Origin of the sequence: Streptomyces sp. NPDC056361 (genome assembly GCF_042262805.1) — a bacterium.
Taxonomy (GTDB): domain Bacteria; phylum Actinomycetota; class Actinomycetes; order Streptomycetales; family Streptomycetaceae; genus Streptomyces.
The window spans coordinates 1-20160 of record NZ_JBHJQI010000033.1 but is presented as its reverse complement, the minus strand read 5'-3'; the positions used below and the strand labels follow the sequence as shown (position 1 = coordinate 20160).

Here is a 20160-nt window from a genome sequence, read left to right as displayed (position 1 = left end):
GCGGGACGGTACGAGCGCCGCGCCCGCGAGGAGGCCGACCGCGATGGTCGTGACGATCGTGACGAAGTCCATCAGGTCGCGGAAGCCGTGGAGGACGTGCCCGCCCGCCGGTCCGCGAGGACCGTGAGCGTCGCGACCAGGGCGGAGAGGAGCGCGGTCGTGCCGATCTCGTACCAGGTCGGCTGGACGGCGGGCGCGAAGCCGACGGAGAACAGCACGATGCCGGCGCCGCGCGCCCAGCGCGGCACCGTGGAAGGCAGGTTCTCGACCCGGCGCAGGCCGGCCGCCGCCTCGGACAGCGGCGGCCGGGTGTCCCGTACGCGCTCGACGAACTCCTTGAGGGCGACGGCCCGGTCGAGCCGGGCGACGTCGGGGAAGGCCGTGACGGTCGAGGTGAGGGTGCGGCCCCCCACGGTCACGGAGAGCACGGCGCCGTCCGCGACGAGCACCGTCTCGGCCCGCCCGCCGTAGGTCCGGGCGAGGCCGCGGACGACCCGGTCGACGCCTTCGGCGCCCTCCCCGCTGAACTTCAGCATGAACCGGGTGAGTTCACGCAGGAAGTCGTGGAGGAGGACGCCGGGCTGCTCGTGCTCGTGGGCCGGATCGCGCTCGTGGGCCGGATCGGGCCCACGAGCGGAATCAGGTTCGGGATCGGAGCCGGTATCGCTGTCGGTGGTCCAGGGAGTCACGCCCCGCCCCTCACCGGCGGACGGTGTCGTCGGTCTTGAGGTCGTCCAGGGCGTCGTTGAAGTCGTCGAGCTCGTCCGGGCAGTAGACCTGGAGGACGATCCGCTCGACCTCGACGGCCTTGGAGTCGGAGATGACGGGCCGCATCCCGGGGCCGGCGGCGCCGTTCGACTGCTGGATCTTCCACAGCGCCGTCTTCAGGGCGTTGCCCGGCTCCTCGCAGACCTGGCCGCCGTCGGTGCCGAGCAGCCGCTCGATGGTGTCGGTGTCGGGGGAGGGGTAGCCGGCCTTGACCAGCTCCTCCTGGAGCTGATTGGCCTTGGAGAGCGTCTGGCTGCTCGTCTTCACGTTGTGGTAGCGGATGAGGCCGGTGACGACGAGGCCGACGAGGATGACGATCGTGCCCCAGTAGATCACCTTGTGCTCGGAGGCGAAGCGGGTGGGACTCATGCCTGCTCTCCCTCGCTGGGGACGGCGGCGGCGGTGCGCCAGCTCGGCTTGCGGAAGTGCAGGAAGGCCCACGGGATCACGAAGCCCAGGATGAGCAGGCCGCCGCCGACGATGGCGACGTACGACCAGACGCTGCCGCTGCCGAACTGGGAGCTGGGGACGAAGCCGATGCACAGCGCGGCGAGCGAGGCGAGCAGGCCGACGACGCACAGGACGCCCAGCGCGGGTGCCCGGTAGCCGCGGGGGTGGTCGGGCTGGGTCTTCCGCAGCCGGATCGCCGCGGCGAACATCAGCAGGTAGACGATCAGGTACACCTGCGTGGTGATGACCGAGAAGATCCAGTAGACGCTGGAGACGTTCGGGATCAGCGCGTACCCGAGGGCGATGACCGTGGTCACGACGCCCTGGGTGACCAGGATGTTCTGCTGGACGCCGAACTTGTTCAGCTTCTGCAGGAACGGCGGCAGGTAGCCCTCCTGGCGGGAGATCTCCAGCAGGCCCTTGGACGGTCCGGCCAGCCAGGTCAGCATGCCGCCGAGGGACGCCGAGATCAGTGCGACGGCGGCGATCGGGGTGAGCCAGCCGATGCCGAAGTACGAGAAGAAGGCGTCGAACGCCTGCATCACGCCGGCCGTGAGGCTGAGCTGGTCCGCGGGGACGACCCAGCTGATCGCGAGCGCCGGGAGGATGAAGATCAGCAGCACCAGGCCCACGGCCAGGAACATCGACTTCGGGTACTCCTTCGGCGGGTCCTTCAGCGAGGAGACGTGGACGGCGTTCATCTCCATGCCCGAGTACGACAGGAAGTTGTTGACGATCAGGACGAGGCTCGCCAGGCCCGTCCACTGCGGGAGCAGGTGCGAGGCGTTCATCGGGGCCGCCGAGGGGTTGCCCTGGGCGAGGAAGACCATGCCGAGGACCACCAGCACCGTGCCGGGGATCAGGGTGCCGATGATCAGGCCCCAACTGGCCAGTCCGGCCAGTGCCTTCGTCCCCCGCGAGGAGATCCACACGCCCGTCCAGTAGAGGACCACGATGACGATCGCGGTGTACGGGCCGTTGGAGGCGAGGGCCGGATCGATGATGTACGCGATGGTGGACGCGACGAACCCGAGGAGGCTCGGATAGTAGAAGATCGTCATCGCGAACTGGCACCACACGGCCAGGAATCCGAGCGGCTTCGACAGCCCCTCCGAGACCCAGCGGTACACGCCGCCGTTCCACCCCGAGGCGAGCTCCGCGGAGACCAGGGCCGTCGGCAGCAGGAACACGATCGCCGGGACCAGATAGAGGAACACGCAGGCCAGGCCGTAGACGGCCATCGTGGGCGCGGCCCGCAGGCTCGCCACCGACGCGGTCGTCATCAGGGCCAGCGTCACCCAGGTGAGGGTGGTGGGAGCCGGCGTCGCGGCCGCCCGTGGCCTGGGTACTTCGGCCGGAGTGTCGATACTGCTCATGGGCCCTCCATCGGTTCGCGCGATCCCTCCCACGCTCGGAGGCCCCCGTACGGCGGGCAACCGGGGTCGCCCGTACGGGTGAAGGCACGGCGGTCCCCGAGGGGCCTAGGGGTGAGGGCCTGGCGGGTCCCCGAGGTCGTACGGGTGAAGGCGGGGCGGCTCCGCCCCTCGTCAGGGCGTCCGTGTGAAGGAGCGTCGGTACGCGCGCGGGGGCACGCCCCGGCGGCGTACGAACTGGGCGCGGAGCACCGCGGCGCTGCCGAAGCCGACCGCGCGGGCTATCTCCTCGACGGGGAGGTCCGTCGTCTCCAGGAGCTCCTCGGCGCGGCTGAGGCGCAGCCCGAGCAGCCAGGCGTGCGGGGTGGTGCCGGTCGAGGCGGCGAACCGGCGGGCGAAGGACCGGCGGCTCATCAGCGCCCTGCGGGCCAACTCCGCCACGGGCAAGGGCTCGTCGAGGTGCTCCCGGGCCCACGCGAGCACCTCGGTGAGCCGCTCGTCCCGGCTGTCCTCGGGGACGGGGGTGGCCAGGTACTGGGCCTGCCCGCCGTCGCGGTGGGACGGGAGCACCAGGTCCCGGGCGATGGCGTTGGCCGTGGTCGCCCCGTACTCCCGCCGCAGCAGGTGCAGGCACAGGTCGAAGCCGGCGGCGGCGCCCGCGCCGGTGACGATCGGGCCCTGGTCGACGTAGAGCGCGTCGGGTTCCACGGTGACGGCCGGGTGGCGCTCGGCGAGCAGCCCCGCGAACCGCCAGTGCGTCGTGGCGCGCCGCCCGTCGAGCAGCCCGGCCGCGGCGAGTGCGAACGCGCCGACGCAGTGGGCCGCGACCAGCGCGCCCCGCGCGTGCGCGGCGGCCAGCGTGTCGAGGACGGCGGGCGCCGGGGGCGTGCGGAAACCCGCCCAGGGCAGCGCGATCACCAGATCCGCGGCCGCCAGCCGGTCGAGACCCTGCTCGACGACCAGCGGCAGCCCGACGTCCGTACGGACCCGCCCCGGCCGGTCCGTGCACAGCGCGAAGTCGAAACGGGGCAGACCCTCGCCGCGCGCGTCGAACACCTCGGAGACGATGCCGGCACCGAGCATGCCGACACCGGTCGGGGCGTACGCGGCGACGGTCGTGAACGGCGGCATGCGGGGAGTCTGGCACGCGGGGCGGCGGCACCGGCCCCGGCGGGTGGCACGATTCCCGCGATCAGTGGCAGCACGGCCACTCGTGAAGGAACCTTCCCCGCAGAAGACTTGGGGGCATGACGACGACGAAGAACAGCACCGACGCCCCCCGCGGCCGTACCGCCGCCTACACGATCCTGACCACCGGCTACACCCTCTCCACCGGCCCCGGCGTCGCCGCCACCGTGTCGTACGTCCACGACGGCGACCGGCACGTGATCGTCGACCCCGGCATGGTGGCCGGCCGCGACCGCATCCTCGGCCCGCTGGCCGCACTCGGACTCGGCCCGGACGACATCACCGACGTGGTCCTCAGCCACCACCACCCCGACAACACCATGAACGTCGGCCTCTTCGGCCACGCCCGCGTCCACGACCACAAGGCGATCTACGAGAACGACCAGTGGACCGACCGCGACGCCGAGGGCCACGAACTCACCCCGTCGCTGCGCCTCATCCGCACCCCCGGCCACAGCGCCGAGGACATCACGCTGCTCGCCGGCACCGAGTCCGGCGTCGTCGCCTTCGTCGGCGACCTCTGGTGGCGCCCCAACGGCCCCGTGGAGGACCCGGTCGCCCCGGACCACGGCATCCTGCGCGACTCCCGCCTCCGCGTCCTCGACACCGCCGACGTCATCGTCCCCGGCCACGGCCCGGCCTTCCCGGCCGACGACACCGCACCGCGCTAGGGGTGTCCGGCGGATCACGGCCGGGGCGTGGTCCCGTCCCCGGCACCCGCGCACGGGCCCACCGCGCGCTCTAGAATCGGCTTTCATGTCGAAGCCTGACGAGCTGCTCGTAGACATCGCCGCCACGGTGGAGTCCGGGCGGAGCAATCAGATGTCCCTCACCGTGGTCACGGGGGGCGCGGTCCTCACCGGGCGACTGGCCCCGGAAGCCCTGTGGAGACAGCGGGTGTCGGAAGTCCTCACGGACTCCGCCCGCCTGGGCGAGTTCTCCGGGGTCTTCCGCCCCACCGAACCCAAGGGCGAACCGCCCACCCACCTCCACTTCCACCTCGCCCGCATCCTCCAGGGCACCGTCGGCATCCCGGAGACCGGCGGCATGTACCGGGTCGCCATCGCGGACGTGAGCGCTTGGACCGTGGGAGACGTCAGCTACATCGACAACTGAGCGACCGACCTGGTGATCGCCGTACGGGGCTGAGTCGACGGGCGACGGGGCCGCCGTACGGGGCGGCCGCCTACTGCCAGCCGGCGGAGCCCGTGGGAGTGGCGGTGGGGGTGGGGGTGGCCGTGGTGACGCTCGCGGTGTCGGCGGCGGTCACCGCGGAGTGCCGCGGGAGGGACTCGCCGGTCTGCGGAGTGGCGCAGGCGACGGCGACGGCGGCGACGGCGGTTCCGGCGAGCAGGGCGAGACGCCTCATGGGGAGCTCCAGACGGGAGTCGGGGGGAGGTCGCCGAGCGGCGACCGGACGGCTCCATCGTTGCGACGCCGGAGCCGCGGGGGCCAGGGTTCCGGGTGGCAGGCTGCTGCACGGGCCCGAGCCTGCCAACAGGGCCGCTCGTGGCAGGCAGTGGCCACTGTCACCTAGCTGAACCGGTGAGCCGTCGACAGGCCGGAAGGCGGAGGGCAGGGTGGGGTGAGCGGGCCCCGGCGTACGTGCGGCGGGCGGCCCGGTCCCTGTTCGTGCGGCCCGGCGGGCCGCACGGTCCCCCTCGTTGCGCCGGCCGGGCGGAACGATCCGCCTTCGTTCGGCCCGGCGTTCCCGGGCGCCCCAGGAGTGTGACCGCGGTGCACCTGATCCACGTACTGTTCCGCGCCTCTCCCGGCCAGCCGTGCGGGCCGCCGCTGCCGCCGTTCCCGGAGCGCGCCGACGCGTTCGCCGCCGCGGCGGTGGAGCACGCGACCGAGCACCGTGGCCGGGGGGCCGGTACCGCGGCCGTGACCGTGTTCGTCCGGGCGGCGACGGTCGCCGAGGCGGAGGCCCGGGCCGCCGCCGTCTGCGTGGCGCTCGCGAGGCCCCCTTGGCAGGTGGTGGCCGTGTGGCCGGGTCTGGTCGATGCCTACTACGAAAAACTGGTCAAGTCGGATGAATTCTGAGCGAGTTGATTCGAGGCCTGGCGCGAAATAGCCACAACGGCGCGTCGGCGTAGGTGCTTTCGACGTCACGGCAGATCCCCTCCGGCGCCGGATCGAGCATGATCGGTCCGGGTGCCTAACGGGGAGGCCGATGTGGAAGAGCTGGGACTCGGCCTGGACAGGCTCGCGGAGCACACCTATCAACTGATGCTCGCGGAGCCCGACATCACGGTGGACGGCGTCGCCGCGCGCACCGGCTCGGGCTCCGCGGAGGTCCGGGCGGCGATGGACCGGCTGGCCGCGCTCTCCCTGCTCAGGGCCCCGGCCGACGGCGGCGACCCGACCCTGGTCGTCGATCCCGAGTACGGCCTGGAGGCGCTGCTCTCCAGCCAGCAGGCCGAGTTGCTGGAGCACCAGCACCGGATCGAGCGGAACCGCGCGGCCGCGACGGCCCTGATCGCGAAGTTCGCCCATCTGCACGTGCCGCGCACCCACCCCGACCTCGAACACCTCGGGGACCTGGAGGCGGTCCGCGCCCGGCTGGCCGAGGTCACCGCGAACGTCGGCGACGAACTGCTCGCCTTCTGCCCCGGCGGCGCCCAGACCGAGGACAACCTGGAGGCGTCCAAGCCCCTGGACGCGGGCCTGCTCGAACGGGGCGTGCGGATCCGCACCCTGTACGTCGACAGCGTCCGGCACCACGCGCCGAGCGTCGCGTACGCGAAGTGGCTGAACGCGCGCGGCGGGCAGACCCGGACGGTGGCCGCGCTGCCGCTCCGCATGATCATCGCGGACCGGGAGATGGCCCTCGTGCCCGTCAACCCGGAGAACAGCGCCGAGGGCGCCGTGCTGATGCGCGGCCCGGGCACCGTCGCCGCCCTGTGCGCGCTCTTCGACCACCTCTGGATCACCGGCACCCCCCTGATCGAGGCGCTGCCCGGTGCCGGCGACGACCTCGGCCGGCAGGAGCGCGAGGTGCTCAGGCTGCTCGCCCAGGGCCTCACGGACGAGGCCGTGGCGGTGCGCCTCGGCGTCTCCCTGCGGACCACCCGCCGCGTCACCGCCAAGCTGATGGACCGCCTGGGCGCCAAGAGCCGCTTCCAGGCCGGCCTGCGCGCGGGGGAACTCGGCTGGCTCTGAGCGGCCACCCCCTGCATTCCCCTCGGCATTCCCGAACATGGCCCCATCCGGCCACCCGCCGGTGAATTGGCAGGCCTGGGCCACTGTCACCTAGCTGAACCCGGAAAACCTCGACACCACTTCGACGGCTTGGCAGAGTCTTCTCACGAAGGGCATCCCTTCAATTCCGCCGGCCCCCGTAGGAACGGATTCCGAAGTGGACAGGCTGCTACAGGCCACGAAACTTATTTCTCAATCGGACATGAGCGAAGCGGTCGAGGTATGGCACCGGGACGCGTTCGCCGAGGTCGCCTCGCGGCTTTCCGATCCGGATTTCCCGTGCGTGTTCTCGCGCAACGCCTTCCGCAAGGGACTCCTGAAGTTCGCCTTCGTGGACGACCGCGAGGACGGCGCCGGCGGCGGATTCGACCACCTGGCGCGGGCGCTCGCGGAGTACGTCGCCCTCTCCCGGGCGTGGGACGGCCGGCTGGACACCGCGTACCCGCTGGTCGTGCTGTTCGCGCCGGAAGCGGTGGGCGGGAGCTCGGTGGAGGAGTACCAGGCGTTCGGCTGGCGGGTCCTCCAGGAGCTGCACCACCGCGATCCGGCGCCCTGGCCGGAGGACGTCGGGCGTGACCCCGACTCCGCGTCGTGGTCCATGTGCTTCGACGGCATGCCGCTCTTCTGCAACATGAGCAGCCCCGCGCACGAGGTGCGGCGGAGCCGGAACCTCGGGGCGTACTTCGCCCTCGTCATCAATCCGCGGGAACGGTTCGACGTGTTCGCGGGCGAGACGCCGAGCGGGCGGAAGGTGCGGGCGAACATACGCGACCGGATTCACCGGTACGACGGTGTCCCGCATTCCCCGCAGCTCGGTTCGTACGGTGTCGGCGCACTCGAATGGCTCCAGTACGGGCTCATCGAGGAGAACGCCGAACGCACGGGCGCGTGCCCTTTCTCGTTCTCGAATCCTTGAATTCTTGAATCGCTTCGAAAAGAACAGGAAATTCCGACCGATGATCGAGCTCATCGTCTCCCAGGGCCGGGTGGCCGACCGCGAACCCCGGCTGATCGAGGGAGCGGCCCGCATCGCCCGGGCCCTGGAACGGCGCCACGGCGTCACCGGCCGCTCCATCGGGGAACCCGCGCCGGCCGACGACGACGACTGGAGCGTCGCCCTCCCGCAGGCCGAGGCGACGCTGACCGGCCTGGCGCGGGCGGTCACCGAGAGCGTGCGCAACGGCAGCCGTACGGTCCTGGTCTCCAACACCTGCGGCGCCAGCCTCGCCACGCTCCCCGTGGCGGCCCGGGAGCACCCGGACCTCGTCGTCCTCTACATCGACGCGCACGGCGACTTCAACACCCCGGCGACGACCGGCACCGGCTACCTCGGCGGCATGGTCCTCGCCGCCGCCTGCGGGCTCTGGGACAGCGGCCACGGCGCCGGCCTCGACCCCGCGCGGGCGATCCTCGTCGGGGCGCGCGACATCGACGAGGCCGAGGGCGAACTCCTCGCGACGGCCGGAGTCCGGATCATCCCCCCGGGCGACGTCACGGCCGAGGCCGTCCTCGCCGCCGTCGGTGACTCCCCGGTGTGGGTGCACATCGACTGGGACGTCCTCGAACCCGGCCACGTACCGGCCGACTACACCGTCCCCGACGGCCTGTTCCCCGAGCAGATCCGCGCGATCCTCGCCGCCGTCCCGCCGGCCCGGCTCCGCGGCGTCGAACTGGCCGAGTTCAACGCCCCGCTCGACCCCGACCTCCGCGAGGCCGCGCTCGCCGTGATCCTCGACGTGGTCGCCCCCGTCTTCGAGGCCGCCGCCGAGCCCGTGTCCACCGCCGGCTCCGAACCCGCCGCCGAGCCGTCCCCCGTCCCCGAGAACTGACGACACCGACCGGAAGGGATTTCCGCCATGCCCCTGTACGACAGCATCCTCGACACGGTCGGCCGTACGCCGATCGTCAGGCTGCACAGGATGAGCCCCGCGCACGCGACGGTGTACGTGAAGGTCGAAGCCTTCAACCCCGGCGGCTCCGTGAAGGACCGCCTCGCGCTCTCCGTCGTCAAGGACGCCGAACGCAAAGGCCTGTTGAAGCCCGGCGACACCATCGTGGAGTGCACCTCGGGCAACGTCGGGATCGCCCTCGCCATGGTGGCCGCCGCGCGCGGCTACAAGTTCGTGGCGGTGATGGGCGACACCTACTCGGCGGAGCGGCGCAAGCTGATCCGGGCCTACGGCGGAAAGGTCATCCTCTTCCCGAGCGCCCTGGGCAGCCTGGGAGGCAACCGCATCGCGGACGAACTGGCCGCGCGACACGGCTGGTTCCGGGCCAACCAGTTCGACAACCCGGCCAACCCCGCGTACCACCGCGAGACCACCGCGGCGGAGATCCTCGGCGACTTCGCGGGCGAGCGGCTCGACTACTTCGTCACCGGCTTCGGCACCAGCGGCACCCTCACCGGCGTCGGCCAGATGCTGAAGCTCGCCCGTCCCGACGTCCGGATCGTCGCCGCCGAACCCGACAACGCGGCCGTCCTCGCCGGCCAGGACTGGAACGTCCACCGCATCCAGGGCTGGTCCCCGAACTTCGTCCCCGGCGTGCTCGACGAGGACGTCATCGACGAACTCCTCGCCGTCGACGAGGTCGTCGGGCGCGACACCGCGCGCCGGCTCGCCACCGAGGAGGGCATCTTCGCGGGCATCTCCGCCGGCGCCACCCTCGCGACCGCCCTGCGCGTCGCCGAGACCGCCCCCGAGGGCTCCGTACTGCTCGCCATGCTGCCCGACACCGGCGAGCGCTACCTGTCGACCTTCCTCTTCGACGGGGTCAACGAGGGCTCGGACACCGACTGGCTGGCCTCCCTCGACCCCGACCGCGAGGGCCTCGACCCCGACCGGCCGGTTCCGCCGGCCGCCGCCGCTGCGGCCCCGGCGGGGGCGGGGGCCGGCACATGAGGGAGTTCATCCCCCCGGCCGCCCGCTTCGTCGACCTCCCGGCCGGCTTCCCGCTGCACCGCGGCGGCACGCTGAACGGCGCCCGCATCGCGTACGAGACCGTCGGGCGGCTCAGCGAGGCACGCGACAACGCGATCCTGATCCTCACCGGCCTCTCGCCCGACGCCCACGCCGCCTCGCACCCCGCGGACACCGCCCCGGGCTGGTGGGAGGCGATGGTGGGGCCGGGGAAGCCCGTCGACACCGACCGCTGGTACGTGATCTGCGTCAACTCCCTCGGCAGCTGCAAGGGTTCGACCGGACCCGCGTCGGTCGACCCCGCCTCGGGCCGACCGTACGGCCTCGACTTCCCCGAACTGGCGATGGAGGACATCGCCGACGCGGCCGCCCACACCGTCCGCGCCCTGGGCGTCGAACGGCTGGCCTGCGTCATCGGCACGTCCATGGGCGGAATGAGCGCCCTGTCCCTGCTCGCCCGCCACCCCGGACTGGCCCGCAGCCACATGAACATCTGCGGCGCGGCGCGGTCGCTGCCCTTCTCGATCGCGGTCCGCTCGCTGCAACGCGAGGTGATCCGCTTCGACCCGCAGTGGAACCGGGGGCGGTACGACGCCGAACGCTATCCGCAGCGCGGCATGCTCACCGCCCGCAAGCTCGGCATGATGACCTACCGCTCGCCCCAGGAGTGGGAGAGCCGCTTCGGCCGGACGCGCATCGCCCCCGACCGCCGCCCGGACACCGACCCCTTCGGGCCGGCCTTCGAGGTGGAGGGCTACCTGGACTGCCACGCCCACCGCTTCTCCCGCCGCTTCGACCCCAACAGCTACCTGTACCTGACCCGTTGCATGGACCAGTTCGACCTGGGCGACTCCTGCGGCGGCACCGTCGAGGACGCGCTCGGCCGGATGCGCCTGGAACGCGCCCTCGTCATCGGCGTGGAGACCGACCTCCTCTTCCCGCTGCGCCAGCAGCGGCAGATCGCCGACGGCCTCGCCGCCGGCGGCCCGGACGTCGAGTTCCTCGCACTGGACTCCCAGCAGGGCCACGACGCCTTCCTCACGGACACGGACCGGTTCGGCGTGCCGATCGCGAAGTTCCTGACGGCCCTCTAGGGCCTGTCGTCACGTTCCCCAGCCGCACCCCCGCCCCTCTCCCCACCACCGAACGGAGGACCGCGTGTCCGACCACGCGCACCGCCTGGCCCTCGTCACCGGCGCCAACCGGGGCATCGGCCGCGAGACGGCCCGCCGACTCGCCGCGACCGGCGCCCGGGTCCTGCTCGCGGGCCGCGACCGCGCCGCGGTCACGGCGGCGGCACAGGACCTGCGGAACGACGGCCTCGCGGCCGACCCCCTCGTCCTCGACGTCACCGACCCGGCGAGCATCCGCGCCGCCGCCGAACAGGTCGACCGCGCACACGGCCGCCTCGACGTCCTCGTCAACAACGCCGGCATCCGCACCGAGCAGTACGGCCTGTCGCCGTCCCAGCAGCCGCCGGAGCGCTGGCGCGAGACCTTCGACACCAACCTGTTCGGCGTCGTCGACGTCACCACGGCCTTCCTGCCGCTCCTCCGCAGGTCCCCCGCCGCCCGCATCGTCAACGTCTCCAGCCTCCTCGGCTCGCTGACCACCCACAGCGACCCCGACTCGTACGCCTCCACCCCCATGTTCAAGTCCCTCCCCGCGTACAGCGCCGCCAAGAGCGCGGTCAACTCCTGGACCGTCCACCTCGCCTACGAACTCCGCGACACCCCGATCAAGGTCAACGCCGTCCACCCCGGCTACACCCGGACCGACCTCAACGACGGCGCCGGCGACCTCGACGTCGCGGACGGCGCCACGTCGAGCGTCCTCATGGCCCTCCTCGACGCCGACGGCCCGACGGGCACGTACACCCACCAGGGAGCGCCCGTGCCCTGGTAGCCCCGCACCCCCTCACGCATCCGCACACGGACGTCTTCCCCCTTCGAACACGGAGAGAAATGTTGGGCACCGCACTGGCTCTGGTCACCGACCGGAGCAGCCTCCCCATCGACTACGACATGCCGCTGCTCCTGGAAGCGTGCGCCGAGGCCGGACTGGAGGCCGAGGTCTGCTCCTGGGACGACCCGGACGTCGACTGGAGCCGCTTCGACGCCGTCCTCCTGCGCTCCCCGTGGAGCTACGTGGAGAACCTCCCCCGCTTCCTCTCCTGGTGCAGCGGCGTCGCCGGGGTCACCCGCCTCCTGAACCCGCTCCGGGTGATCCGGTGGAACCTCGACAAGCGCTACCTGGCGGATCTGACCGCCGCCGGCGTCCCCGTCGTGCCCAGCGCCTTCCTCGCGCCCGGCACCGCCCCGCTGCCGGCCCTGCGGGCCTTCCTCGCCGCGCACCCCCGTGCGGCGGAGATCGTGGTGAAGCCGACCGTCGGCGCGTACTCCCGCCACGTCCAGCGCTTCCCCCGCACCCAGGAGGCCGAGGCGGCCGGCTGGATCGCCGAGCTGCACGGGCAGGGCCACCACGTCATCCTCCAGCCCTACCTGGACTCGGTGGACCACGACGGCGAGACCAACCTCATCTACTTCGACGGCGTCTACAGCCACGCCATCCGCAAGCGCGCCCTGCTCGGGCCGGACGGCACCGTCGGCGTCCCCACCCTCGACGCCCGCTCGGCCCGCCACGCCCGCGAGGACGAGCGGTCGGTCGCCTCGGCCGCGCTGGCCGCCTCCGCGGACCTCCTCGACCTGCGCGGGCCGCTGCTCTACGGCCGCGTCGACCTCGTCCGCGGCGCCGACGGCGCGCCCGTCGTCCTGGAACTGGAACTCTGCGAACCGTCGCTGAGCATGCCCTTCTCGGCCTCCTCCGCCGACCGCTTCGTGCGTGCCATCGCCGCACGGCTGGCGGACCCGGCCCTGACCCCCCTCAAGCGACAGGACGTGATGGCGTGACCGCCACGCAGAGCCCCCGGGCCACCGCACAGACCCCGCAGGCCGCCGCGCCCGGTTCGGCCGCCCCGGCCGACGGCAAGGCCGCGCCCGGTGGGAAGGCCTCGCCCGGCACCAAGGCCGCGGCCGGCACCAAGGCCGCGGCCGGCACCAAGGCCTCGGCAGTGTCGAGCGGAACGCTCTTCGCCGCCCTGGGCGTGCTGAGCTTCTCCTTCAGCTTCCCCGGAACGGTGTGGGCCCTCGACGGGTTCGGCCCGTGGAGCGCCACCGGCGTCCGAGGAGTGCTGGCCGCCGCCATCGCGCTCGTCGCCCTGCTCGTGACGCGGGCACCGCTGCCGGCGCGGGCGGACCGGCCCGCCCTCGCCGTCGTCGCGGGCGGCTGCGCCATCGGCTTCCCGCTGCTGACCACGCTCGCCCTGCAGACCTCGTCCACGGCGCACTCCGCCATCGTCATCGGCGCGCTGCCCATGGCCACGGCCGTCTGCTCCGCGGTGCTCACCCGCCGACGCCCCTCGAAGGTGTTCTGGGCGGCGGCCGGCACCGGCGCGGCGACCGTCATCGCGTTCACGCTCACCCGCAACCACGGCCGCCCGACCCTCGCCGACCTCTACCTCTTCGGCGCCCTGCTCGTCTGCGCCGCCGGTTACGCCTACGGCGGCCGCCTCTCCGCCCGCATGCCGGGCTGGCGGGTCATCGCCTGGGGCGTGGTCCTCGCCGCCCCCGTCAACCTCGCCGTCGCCGCCTGGGCCCTCCCGCACGAGCCGGTCCACCTCACGGCGAAGGCCCTCCTCGGCATGGCCTACATCGCGGGCATCTCCCAGTTCGGCGGATTCGTCGTCTGGTACAAGGGCATGGGCCTCATCGGCGTCACCCGCGCCAGCCAACTCCAGCTCGCCCAGCCCCTCCTCACCCTCCTCTGGGCCGTCCTCCTCCTCGGCGAGCAGCTCGACCCCACCGTCCCCCTCACCGCCGCCGTCGTCCTCGCCTGCATCGTCGTCACCCAGCGCGCCCGCTCCGCCTGACCCGGCCGGTGTTCCGCCGCGGCCCGGCCCCAGGTCCTCGACCTGGGGCTTTTCCGCACGGTCGGAGATCGAGTTGAGGCCTCGCGCCACCGGCGTAGCGTAAGGAGAGCCGAGCTCACCGACCGCGTGGCGGGGTACCGCACGAGGAGCGATTCGCTATGGGCAAGCTCTCGATCGAGCAGTTGCGCGAAGGGGTCCGAGGGACGGTCACCACCCCCGACGACGACGATTACGACGTGGCCCGCACCGTCCACAACGCCATGATCGACAGACGGCCGGCCGCCGTCGTCCACTGCGTCAACGCGGGCGACGTCATGGCCGCGGTCGGCTACGCGCGGGAGAACGGGCTCGACCTGGCGGTGCGCGGCGGCGCCCACAGCGTGCCGGGCTTCGGCACCTGCGACGGCGGCGTCGTGGCCGACCTCTCCGGCATGCGCGGCGTGCGGGTCGACCCCGAGCGCCGGACGGCCCGCGCCGAAGGCGGCGCGACCTGGGGCGACTTCAACGCGGCGACGCACGCCTTCGGCCTGGCGACGACCGGGGGCATCATCTCGACCACGGGCGTCGGCGGCCTCACCCTCGGCGGCGGCATCGGCTATCTCGCCCGCGGGCTCGGGCTGAGCTGCGACAACCTGGTCTCCGCCGACGTCGTCACCGCGGACGGCCGGTTCCTCGTCGCGAGCGAGGACGAGCACGCCGACCTCTTCTGGGCCCTCCGCGGCGGCGGAGGCAACTTCGGCGCGGTGACCTCCTTCGAGTTCCGGCTCAGCCCCGTCGACCACGTCTACGGCGGGCCGATCCTCTACGAGACGCGGGACGCCGCCACCGTCCTGCGCTCCTTCGCCGACTACATCGCCGACGCCCCGGAGCAGCTCGGCGGCTTCCCGGCCTTCCAGCTGGCTCCGCCGCTGCCCTTCATCCCCGAGGACCGGCACGGCGACCCGTTCGTCCTCATCGTGGCCTGCTGGGCGGGCCCCCTGGACGAGGGTCCGAGCGCCCTGCAGGCCTTCCACGACTTCGCCCCGGTGGTCGCCGAGCACGTCGGCCCCATGCCGTATCCGGCGCTCAACAGCGCCTTCGACGCCCTCGTCCCGCCCGGCCTCCAGCACTACTGGAAGGCCAACTTCGTCACCGACCTCAGCGACGACGCGATCACGGCCCACCTGGAGTACGGTCCCCGGCTCCCCGCCGTGAACTCGACCGTCCACATCTACCCGATCAACGGCGCCTGCCACCGCGTCGCCCCCGACGCCACCGCCTTCGCCTACCGCGACGCCTCGTTCGCGACCGTCATCGCCGGCATGTGGCCCGACCCCTCCGCCAACGACGCCTCCATCGCCTGGGTCCGCGACTACTACGCCGCCACCGCCCCCCACTCGGAGGAAGGCGGCTACATCAACTTCATGGCGGACGACGACCAGAGCCGCATCCGAGCCAACTACAAGGCCAACTACGACCGCCTCGTCACGGTCAAGCGCACCTACGACCCCGACAACCTCTTCCACCTCAACCAGAACATCAAGCCCTGACCCCCGCCCTCAGTGCTTCAGCAGCAGCTTGAAGCCGACGATCAGCAGGCCGAGCAGCAAGTTGACCGCGGCGGTGACGGACACCTCGCGCCATGAGGCTCCGACCCGGCGGGCGGCTGCCGCGGACCAGCCGATCTGACCGGCGATCGCGACTCCGAGCGCCAGCCAGAGGGTGCCGGGCATGTCCAGGCCCAGGAGCGGACTGACCGCGACCGCCACGGCGGGCGGGATCGCCGCCTTGAGGATCGGCCACTCGTCACGGCAGGCGCGCAGCACGATCCGGCGGCTCGGGGACCGCTGCGCCAGCCGCTCACCGAACAGCGTCGCGTGCACGTGCGCGATCCAGAACACCGCGCCGGTGAGCAGCAGGAGTGCGACGAGCTCCAGGCGCGGGAACTGGCCCAGGCTGCCGGCACCGACGACGACGGAGGCCGCGAGCATGGACCCGTAGACGGCGCCGGTGTAGTCGGCGTGCTCGCGACGCTCCCTCCTCCGGGCCGCGACGTCCTCGGTTCGGCGCATTCCGTCCTCCAGCAGGTTCCGACCGCCGACTCCGCGGTGCCATCGACAGAACTCCCTCCAGCATGGAGGCCCGCCGGAAAACCCGCTCGACAACAACGAAGGCCCTGGTCGGAGACCTGGGGCCTTCGTTCACGAGCGGATGACGGGAATCGAACCCGCGCCACAAGCCCGGGAAGCACCTGGTGGGGCGCTGGATCCGCATCGTCCCCGGACGCGGTTCACCCGCGTTCCTCTTCTTCGGCCTCCATGCGGCGGATCCCCTGGTGGGTCAGGGAGACCATCGCGGGGATGTTGCCCGGTTCCCAGTCGACGCTGATCAGGCCCTCGCCGGCGAGGTAGGTGCAGGCGGCGGCCAGGTCCTCCTCCGGGATGCGCAGGTCGTTCCGCAGCTTCCGCCCCGGGACTCCGAGGAGGCGGTTGCCTTCGGTGGCTTCGTAGAGGGCGGTCAGGACCCGTTCGCGGTAGCCCTGTCGCTCGCGGAGTGTCGCCATGACCGGGTCCTTTCATGCGCGAGAGGCCGGCGGGTGGGTTGTCCCGGGTGTCGGGTGCCCCACCCGCGGCCTTCGGTCGGAGGAGTGGTCCGGGGTGCTCACGGCCAGGTGCCCGTGCGCCTGCGGTGGGCGGCTTGCTCCGTCGCCGTGGGGTGGCCGTGGCCGGGCGGCCGGCGAATGGCCGGGAAGGGGGTGCCGAAGTGGTGGGCGGCGATGCGTGCGTCGTGCTGGGCGTTGAGCCGGTGGATCAGGCGCGTGCCGAGCGCGATCAGCAGGGCGATCGCGGCGAGTGTGATCAGGGTTTCCATGGGGTCACCTCCGCGGGATTCCCGGCATGGGGATCATCCGCGCGCCGACGACCGGGTGCCGGAGTGGCGGCGTGTCGGACCCGCCGTCGGTCTCCCAGGCGTCCTCGCTGCTTCGGGCGTCCCGCATGCGGCGGCCGTTCGCGGCCTCGTCGGACATCAGGACACCGGCGGCCAGGACGCTGCCGGGGAGGGCGGCGGCGGTCATCAGTCGGGCGGCTGCGGCGGGTTCGGTCTCCGGCGGGATCACCAGGAGGTCGCAGCGGCCGACGGCGTACGAGAGCAGGATCATCTTGTCGGGATCCTGTTCGGTGAACCAGCCGACGTGCACGGTGTGCCCGCTGGTGGCGACCTTGTGCGGGACGACGGGCCAGCGGGTGGGGTTCACCGTGACGCGGGTGATGCGTCCGAAGTGCTCCTCAAGTGCGTCGACCAGGGGCGGAAGTTCGGCGGTGAGGTCACGCGAGCGAGGCCACCAGGCGCCGTCCAGAAGGCCGGCGAGGGTGGTCTTCGGCGTCAGCGACAGGCGCGCCGAAAACGGGGGTGCCAGGGTGGTGGTCATGGCCGCGGACCCGTCTCCGGGCCGCCCTGCAGGGCGGCCCAGTGTCTTGATCGCCGGAAACGACGTCCGCGTGGGAGCGGGTGCTCGACTTACTCCCGGTACTTATCAGCGTACTCCGCCCAGTGGTCGGACGAGCCGTTCTGACCAGGTGGTTTCCTACCGGGCACGCCGTCCGGGCGATGGTCGCGGGCATGGCCGCAGGCGCGCGGAGTACCGTGAGACCACGGCGGTATCTCGCCGGCCGAGAGGTGTCGGCGGCCCCGCGCAGGGCAGGCGGACCACCATGGCCGAATCCGATGCTCCCACCCCTCCCAAGCTCCTTCCGGACGAGATCCACCGAGCGGTGAAGCCCGGCACGGCCCTGCTCCGGCTGCAGACGACCCACTCCCGCGAAGGCATCCTCGACGGCGCCTGGTGGCCCCGCTCCCGTGACATCGCGACCGAGCTGCCCGACCTGATCCGGGCGCTCACCACGCACCTCGGCCCCATCACGCGCGTCGGCCTGGACACCGACGCCTGGGAGGAGGTCCCGACCCGTGTGGTCGTCGACGACCGGGTCGTGCGCCTCGACTCCTTCCCCGTCGGCGACGGCACCGTCCTCATCACCCGTGGCGACACCGACCACTTCGCCCTCCTGGTGGTGCCCCCGGACACGACGTCCGACGCGGCGCGTGACGCCATGGCCCGTGCGGTCGACGCCGGCAACGTCACCCGGGCCGCCGAGATCCTCGTCGCCACGCATCCCGAACGGACGCCACACCGCCCGGAGTCGGCGTGATCCGTGCGGCGAAGCTCCTGCCGCCCTGCACGCCGCCTCGACGGCACCTCACGGCACGGCCCTCCGTCATCCGCGCCACTCGACCAGGACCAGCGTGGCGTCGTCCGAAGTGGCCTCGCCGCGTGCCCGCTTGAGGGTGTGGGAGAGGTCCCGTACCACCGCGCGGACCTCACGGTCCGCGCGATCCAGTCGGTTCACCCAGTCGATCAGCTGCTCCTCGCCGAACTCCTCCTGTCCGCTCTCGTGTTCCTCGATCAGCCCGTCGGTGAAGCAGAGGACGCGATCCCCCGGTTCGAGCGTCACGGCGCTGACCTGAGGCTGTGCTCCTCCGAAGCCGACAGGCAGGGTCGTGGGGCTGTCCAGGCGGCCTACGACGCGGTGCCCGCGGATCAGCAGGGGGGCGGGATGCCCGGCGTTGACCCACTGGAGGCGGCCGGTGTGGGTGTCCAGCCGCATCATCTGCGCGGTCACGAAGTGGTCGGGGGCGAACTGCTCGGCAATGGCCCGGTCCATGAACAGGTAGATCTCGGACAGTTCGATGCTGATCCGGCGGGCGTGCCGGTACGCGCCGATGGCCACGGTGGCCATCGTGGCCGCGTCCAGGCCGTGGCCCATGGCGTCGATCATGGCGAGGTGGAAGGTGTCCCCGTTCAGGGCGTAGTCGAAGCTGTCGCCCGCCACGTCGTAGGCGGGCTCCAGAACTCCGGCGACGGTGACGCGCGGCGTCACCATCGACACCGGCGGCAGCAGCGACCACTGGATCTCGGCGGCGACGCTCATCGGTTCGCGGCGGCGGGTGCGGAAGAAGAGGTCGGTGTGGCCGTTCTTGGTCTGCATCATGTCGGCGATCAGACCGGCGATCCTGCGCAGCAGGCGGCGGTCGTCGTCATCGACGGTGTCCAGAGTGACAGCCAGGACGCCCGCCTGGTCGCCCCCGTCCACCAGCGGCAGCAGGACCCGTACGCCGTCGGCCAGCACGAGTTCGACCGGGCGCGAGGTGAGGAAGCACCGGCCGGCCTCGGAGCCGTCGATGGACTGCGGTTCCCCACCCGCCAGCCCTTCGCCCGGCAGGGGGACCAGTCTCTGCTGCCCGTAGTCCTGGAGCAGGATCTGCGGATCCCGGCCCCCCAGCCGCGCCACCGTATCGGCCAGGGCCGGCCCGACCAGATGCGGCGGCAGCTCGTGGGCCCGGTCCAGGAGCCCGCCGAGCAGCCCCTCTCCGAAGCTCTCCGAGCGATCCGGATCCCCGGGCGATCCGACGGTCATCCCGCTCCCTTCGGCAGGGCGACGGACGGGCTGCGCGGCGCCTGCGCCGCTGTCCTGCGGACACGGGGGCCGGGCCCGTTACCGGCGGTCTCGCCACCAGGATGCGCTTCGGTGCCAGGACGCGCCAACGCAGGCCCCGAAAGGTCGGGGCAACGAAGCAGGCCCAGGTCGCTGACCTGGGCCTTCGTTCACGAGCGGATGACGGGAATGCTCGGCGTCCCGGCCGACGCGCGTGGCCCCGTTCCCGCTCAGTCCGCGGCGGGAGGCCGGCCCTCGGCCGCCGCGCGGCGGTACTCGGCGTTGATGCGCTGGGCCTCTTCGAGCTGGTCCTCGAGGATGATGATGCGGCAGGCGGCCTCGATGGGAGTGCCCTGGTCGACGAGTTCCCGGGCGCGGGCAGCGATGCGCAGCTGGTAGCGGGAGTAGCGCCGGTGGCCGCCCTCGGAACGCAGCGGCGTGATCAGGCGGGCTTCCCCGAGGGCGCGGAGGAACCCGGGGGTCGTGCCGATCATTTCGGCGGCCCGGCCCATGGTGTAGGCGGGGTAGTCGTCATCGTCGAGACGGCCGAGCGCATCGTCCGCTGTCATTCTCGCCTCTCTGGGGGGAGGGGCCGAGGAGACCTGTGCTCCGGCGCCTTCGGACGCCGGAGGTCCGAAGGGGCCGTGATCCGGTGGCGGTCCGCACGCGGAGCCGCACACCGGCGTGCTCCTCGCGGCGCCGTGTCCGCGCGGGCACGGACACCCTCCGCCCCACCTTCCGGTGTGCGCCGGGGATCCGACGCCTTCACCGAGGTTAATGCTCCCATCCGCACCGCCGGAACCACGCGGCCGTGCCGTGCATCCGTACGGGACGTGACGAGGGCCCGACCGGTGCGCACC

General features: G+C 72.4%; 24 protein-coding genes. 13 read left to right on the top strand and 11 right to left on the bottom strand.

The genetic code is table 11. The annotated features are described in order from the left end of the window. Window positions 1-71 precede the first annotated feature (71 nt). The 4 genes from ACFCY7_RS13555 to ACFCY7_RS13540 all read right to left on the bottom strand — a co-directional run bounded on the left by ACFCY7_RS13555 (window position 72) and on the right by ACFCY7_RS13540 (window position 3722). A complete protein-coding gene (locus ACFCY7_RS13555; RefSeq protein WP_376484206.1) occupies window positions 72-689 on the bottom strand; it encodes a threonine/serine exporter family protein in 618 nt (205 codons plus the stop codon). Between the two features lie 10 nt (window positions 690-699). Continuing rightward, window positions 700-1137 (bottom strand): hypothetical protein, encoded by a 438-nt coding sequence (locus tag ACFCY7_RS13550; RefSeq protein ID WP_376484203.1) that lies wholly within the window; start codon window positions 1135-1137, stop codon window positions 700-702. Next, on the bottom strand, window positions 1134-2594 hold the full coding sequence (locus tag ACFCY7_RS13545; protein WP_376484200.1) for an APC family permease: 1461 nt from the start codon (window positions 2592-2594) through the stop codon (window positions 1134-1136). Before ACFCY7_RS13545 ends, ACFCY7_RS13550 begins: the two co-directional genes overlap by 4 nt. Before the next feature lie 171 nt (window positions 2595-2765). Continuing rightward, complete coding sequence (locus ACFCY7_RS13540; RefSeq protein WP_376484197.1) at window positions 2766-3722, bottom strand: GlxA family transcriptional regulator; 957 nt, start codon at window positions 3720-3722, stop codon at window positions 2766-2768. A gap of 116 nt (window positions 3723-3838) precedes the next feature. Here ACFCY7_RS13540 and ACFCY7_RS13535 point away from each other — a divergent pair, with 116 nt between their 5' ends. Continuing rightward, window positions 3839-4450, top strand: a complete 612-nt coding sequence (locus tag ACFCY7_RS13535; protein WP_376484195.1) for an MBL fold metallo-hydrolase — start codon at window positions 3839-3841, stop codon at window positions 4448-4450. Between the two features lie 85 nt (window positions 4451-4535). After that, window positions 4536-4895 carry a hypothetical protein gene (locus ACFCY7_RS13530; protein WP_376484192.1) on the top strand — a complete coding sequence of 120 codons (360 nt, stop codon included), beginning with the start codon at window positions 4536-4538 and terminating at the stop codon, window positions 4893-4895. A 70-nt stretch (window positions 4896-4965) separates the two neighbouring features. Here ACFCY7_RS13530 and ACFCY7_RS13525 read toward each other — a convergent pair whose 3' ends face one another. Then, window positions 4966-5148, bottom strand: coding sequence for a hypothetical protein (locus tag ACFCY7_RS13525; RefSeq protein ID WP_376484190.1), 183 nt, complete (start codon window positions 5146-5148; stop codon window positions 4966-4968). 368 nt (window positions 5149-5516) lie between these two features. Here ACFCY7_RS13525 and ACFCY7_RS13520 point away from each other — a divergent pair, with 368 nt between their 5' ends. From ACFCY7_RS13520 to ACFCY7_RS13475, 10 genes are all read left to right on the top strand, one after another. Beyond that, the gene (locus ACFCY7_RS13520; protein ID WP_376484188.1) at window positions 5517-5825 is read left to right on the top strand and encodes a hypothetical protein; all 309 of its coding nucleotides are present in this window, start codon (window positions 5517-5519) and stop codon (window positions 5823-5825) included. Window positions 5826-5957: 132 nt separating this feature from the next. Then, the gene (locus ACFCY7_RS13515) at window positions 5958-6944 is read left to right on the top strand and encodes a LuxR C-terminal-related transcriptional regulator (RefSeq protein ID WP_376484186.1); all 987 of its coding nucleotides are present in this window, start codon (window positions 5958-5960) and stop codon (window positions 6942-6944) included. Window positions 6945-7185: 241 nt separating this feature from the next. After that, complete coding sequence (locus ACFCY7_RS13510; RefSeq protein ID WP_376484183.1) at window positions 7186-7899, top strand: YqcI/YcgG family protein; 714 nt, start codon at window positions 7186-7188, stop codon at window positions 7897-7899. A 40-nt stretch (window positions 7900-7939) separates the two neighbouring features. Continuing rightward, window positions 7940-8812 carry an arginase family protein gene (locus ACFCY7_RS13505; RefSeq protein WP_376484181.1) on the top strand — a complete coding sequence of 291 codons (873 nt, stop codon included), beginning with the start codon at window positions 7940-7942 and terminating at the stop codon, window positions 8810-8812. A gap of 27 nt (window positions 8813-8839) precedes the next feature. Further along, window positions 8840-9883 carry a cysteine synthase A gene (gene cysK / locus ACFCY7_RS13500; protein ID WP_376484179.1) on the top strand — a complete coding sequence of 348 codons (1044 nt, stop codon included), beginning with the start codon at window positions 8840-8842 and terminating at the stop codon, window positions 9881-9883. After that, on the top strand, window positions 9880-10995 hold the full coding sequence (locus ACFCY7_RS13495) for a homoserine O-acetyltransferase (RefSeq protein WP_376484176.1): 1116 nt from the start codon (window positions 9880-9882) through the stop codon (window positions 10993-10995). The genes cysK and ACFCY7_RS13495 overlap by 4 nt, the downstream gene beginning before the upstream one ends. 64 nt (window positions 10996-11059) lie before the next feature. Continuing rightward, entirely contained in the window at window positions 11060-11806 is a 747-nt protein-coding gene (locus tag ACFCY7_RS13490) for an SDR family oxidoreductase (protein WP_376484174.1), read from the top strand. Window positions 11807-11865: 59 nt separating this feature from the next. Further along, a complete protein-coding gene (locus tag ACFCY7_RS13485; protein ID WP_376484171.1) occupies window positions 11866-12810 on the top strand; it encodes a RimK family alpha-L-glutamate ligase in 945 nt (314 codons plus the stop codon). A gap of 194 nt (window positions 12811-13004) precedes the next feature. After that, complete coding sequence (locus tag ACFCY7_RS13480; protein WP_376484308.1) at window positions 13005-13829, top strand: DMT family transporter; 825 nt, start codon at window positions 13005-13007, stop codon at window positions 13827-13829. Between the two features lie 158 nt (window positions 13830-13987). Continuing rightward, a complete protein-coding gene (locus tag ACFCY7_RS13475) occupies window positions 13988-15358 on the top strand; it encodes an FAD-binding oxidoreductase (protein WP_376484169.1) in 1371 nt (456 codons plus the stop codon). Between the two features lie 9 nt (window positions 15359-15367). Here the strand turns inward: ACFCY7_RS13475 and ACFCY7_RS13470 are convergent, their stop codons facing one another. From ACFCY7_RS13470 to ACFCY7_RS13455, 4 genes are all read right to left on the bottom strand, one after another. Next, window positions 15368-15880: a hypothetical protein gene (locus tag ACFCY7_RS13470; RefSeq protein WP_376484166.1), complete on the bottom strand. Its 513-nt coding sequence runs from the start codon at window positions 15878-15880 to the stop codon at window positions 15368-15370. A 218-nt stretch (window positions 15881-16098) separates the two neighbouring features. Continuing rightward, window positions 16099-16371, bottom strand: coding sequence for a hypothetical protein (locus tag ACFCY7_RS13465; RefSeq protein ID WP_376484164.1), 273 nt, complete (start codon window positions 16369-16371; stop codon window positions 16099-16101). A 98-nt stretch (window positions 16372-16469) separates the two neighbouring features. Next, window positions 16470-16679: a hypothetical protein gene (locus tag ACFCY7_RS13460; RefSeq protein WP_376484162.1), complete on the bottom strand. Its 210-nt coding sequence runs from the start codon at window positions 16677-16679 to the stop codon at window positions 16470-16472. Between the two features lie 4 nt (window positions 16680-16683). Continuing rightward, window positions 16684-17238 carry a DUF5994 family protein gene (locus ACFCY7_RS13455; protein WP_376484159.1) on the bottom strand — a complete coding sequence of 185 codons (555 nt, stop codon included), beginning with the start codon at window positions 17236-17238 and terminating at the stop codon, window positions 16684-16686. A gap of 283 nt (window positions 17239-17521) precedes the next feature. Between ACFCY7_RS13455 and ACFCY7_RS13450 the strand changes: the two genes are divergently transcribed. Next, on the top strand, window positions 17522-18016 hold the full coding sequence (locus ACFCY7_RS13450; RefSeq protein ID WP_376484157.1) for a DUF5994 family protein: 495 nt from the start codon (window positions 17522-17524) through the stop codon (window positions 18014-18016). A 66-nt stretch (window positions 18017-18082) separates the two neighbouring features. Here ACFCY7_RS13450 and ACFCY7_RS13445 read toward each other — a convergent pair whose 3' ends face one another. After that, complete coding sequence (locus ACFCY7_RS13445) at window positions 18083-19282, bottom strand: PP2C family protein-serine/threonine phosphatase (protein ID WP_376484155.1); 1200 nt, start codon at window positions 19280-19282, stop codon at window positions 18083-18085. A 248-nt stretch (window positions 19283-19530) separates the two neighbouring features. Continuing rightward, window positions 19531-19869, bottom strand: coding sequence for a MerR family transcriptional regulator (locus ACFCY7_RS13440; RefSeq protein ID WP_376484152.1), 339 nt, complete (start codon window positions 19867-19869; stop codon window positions 19531-19533). Window positions 19870-20160 lie beyond the last annotated feature (291 nt).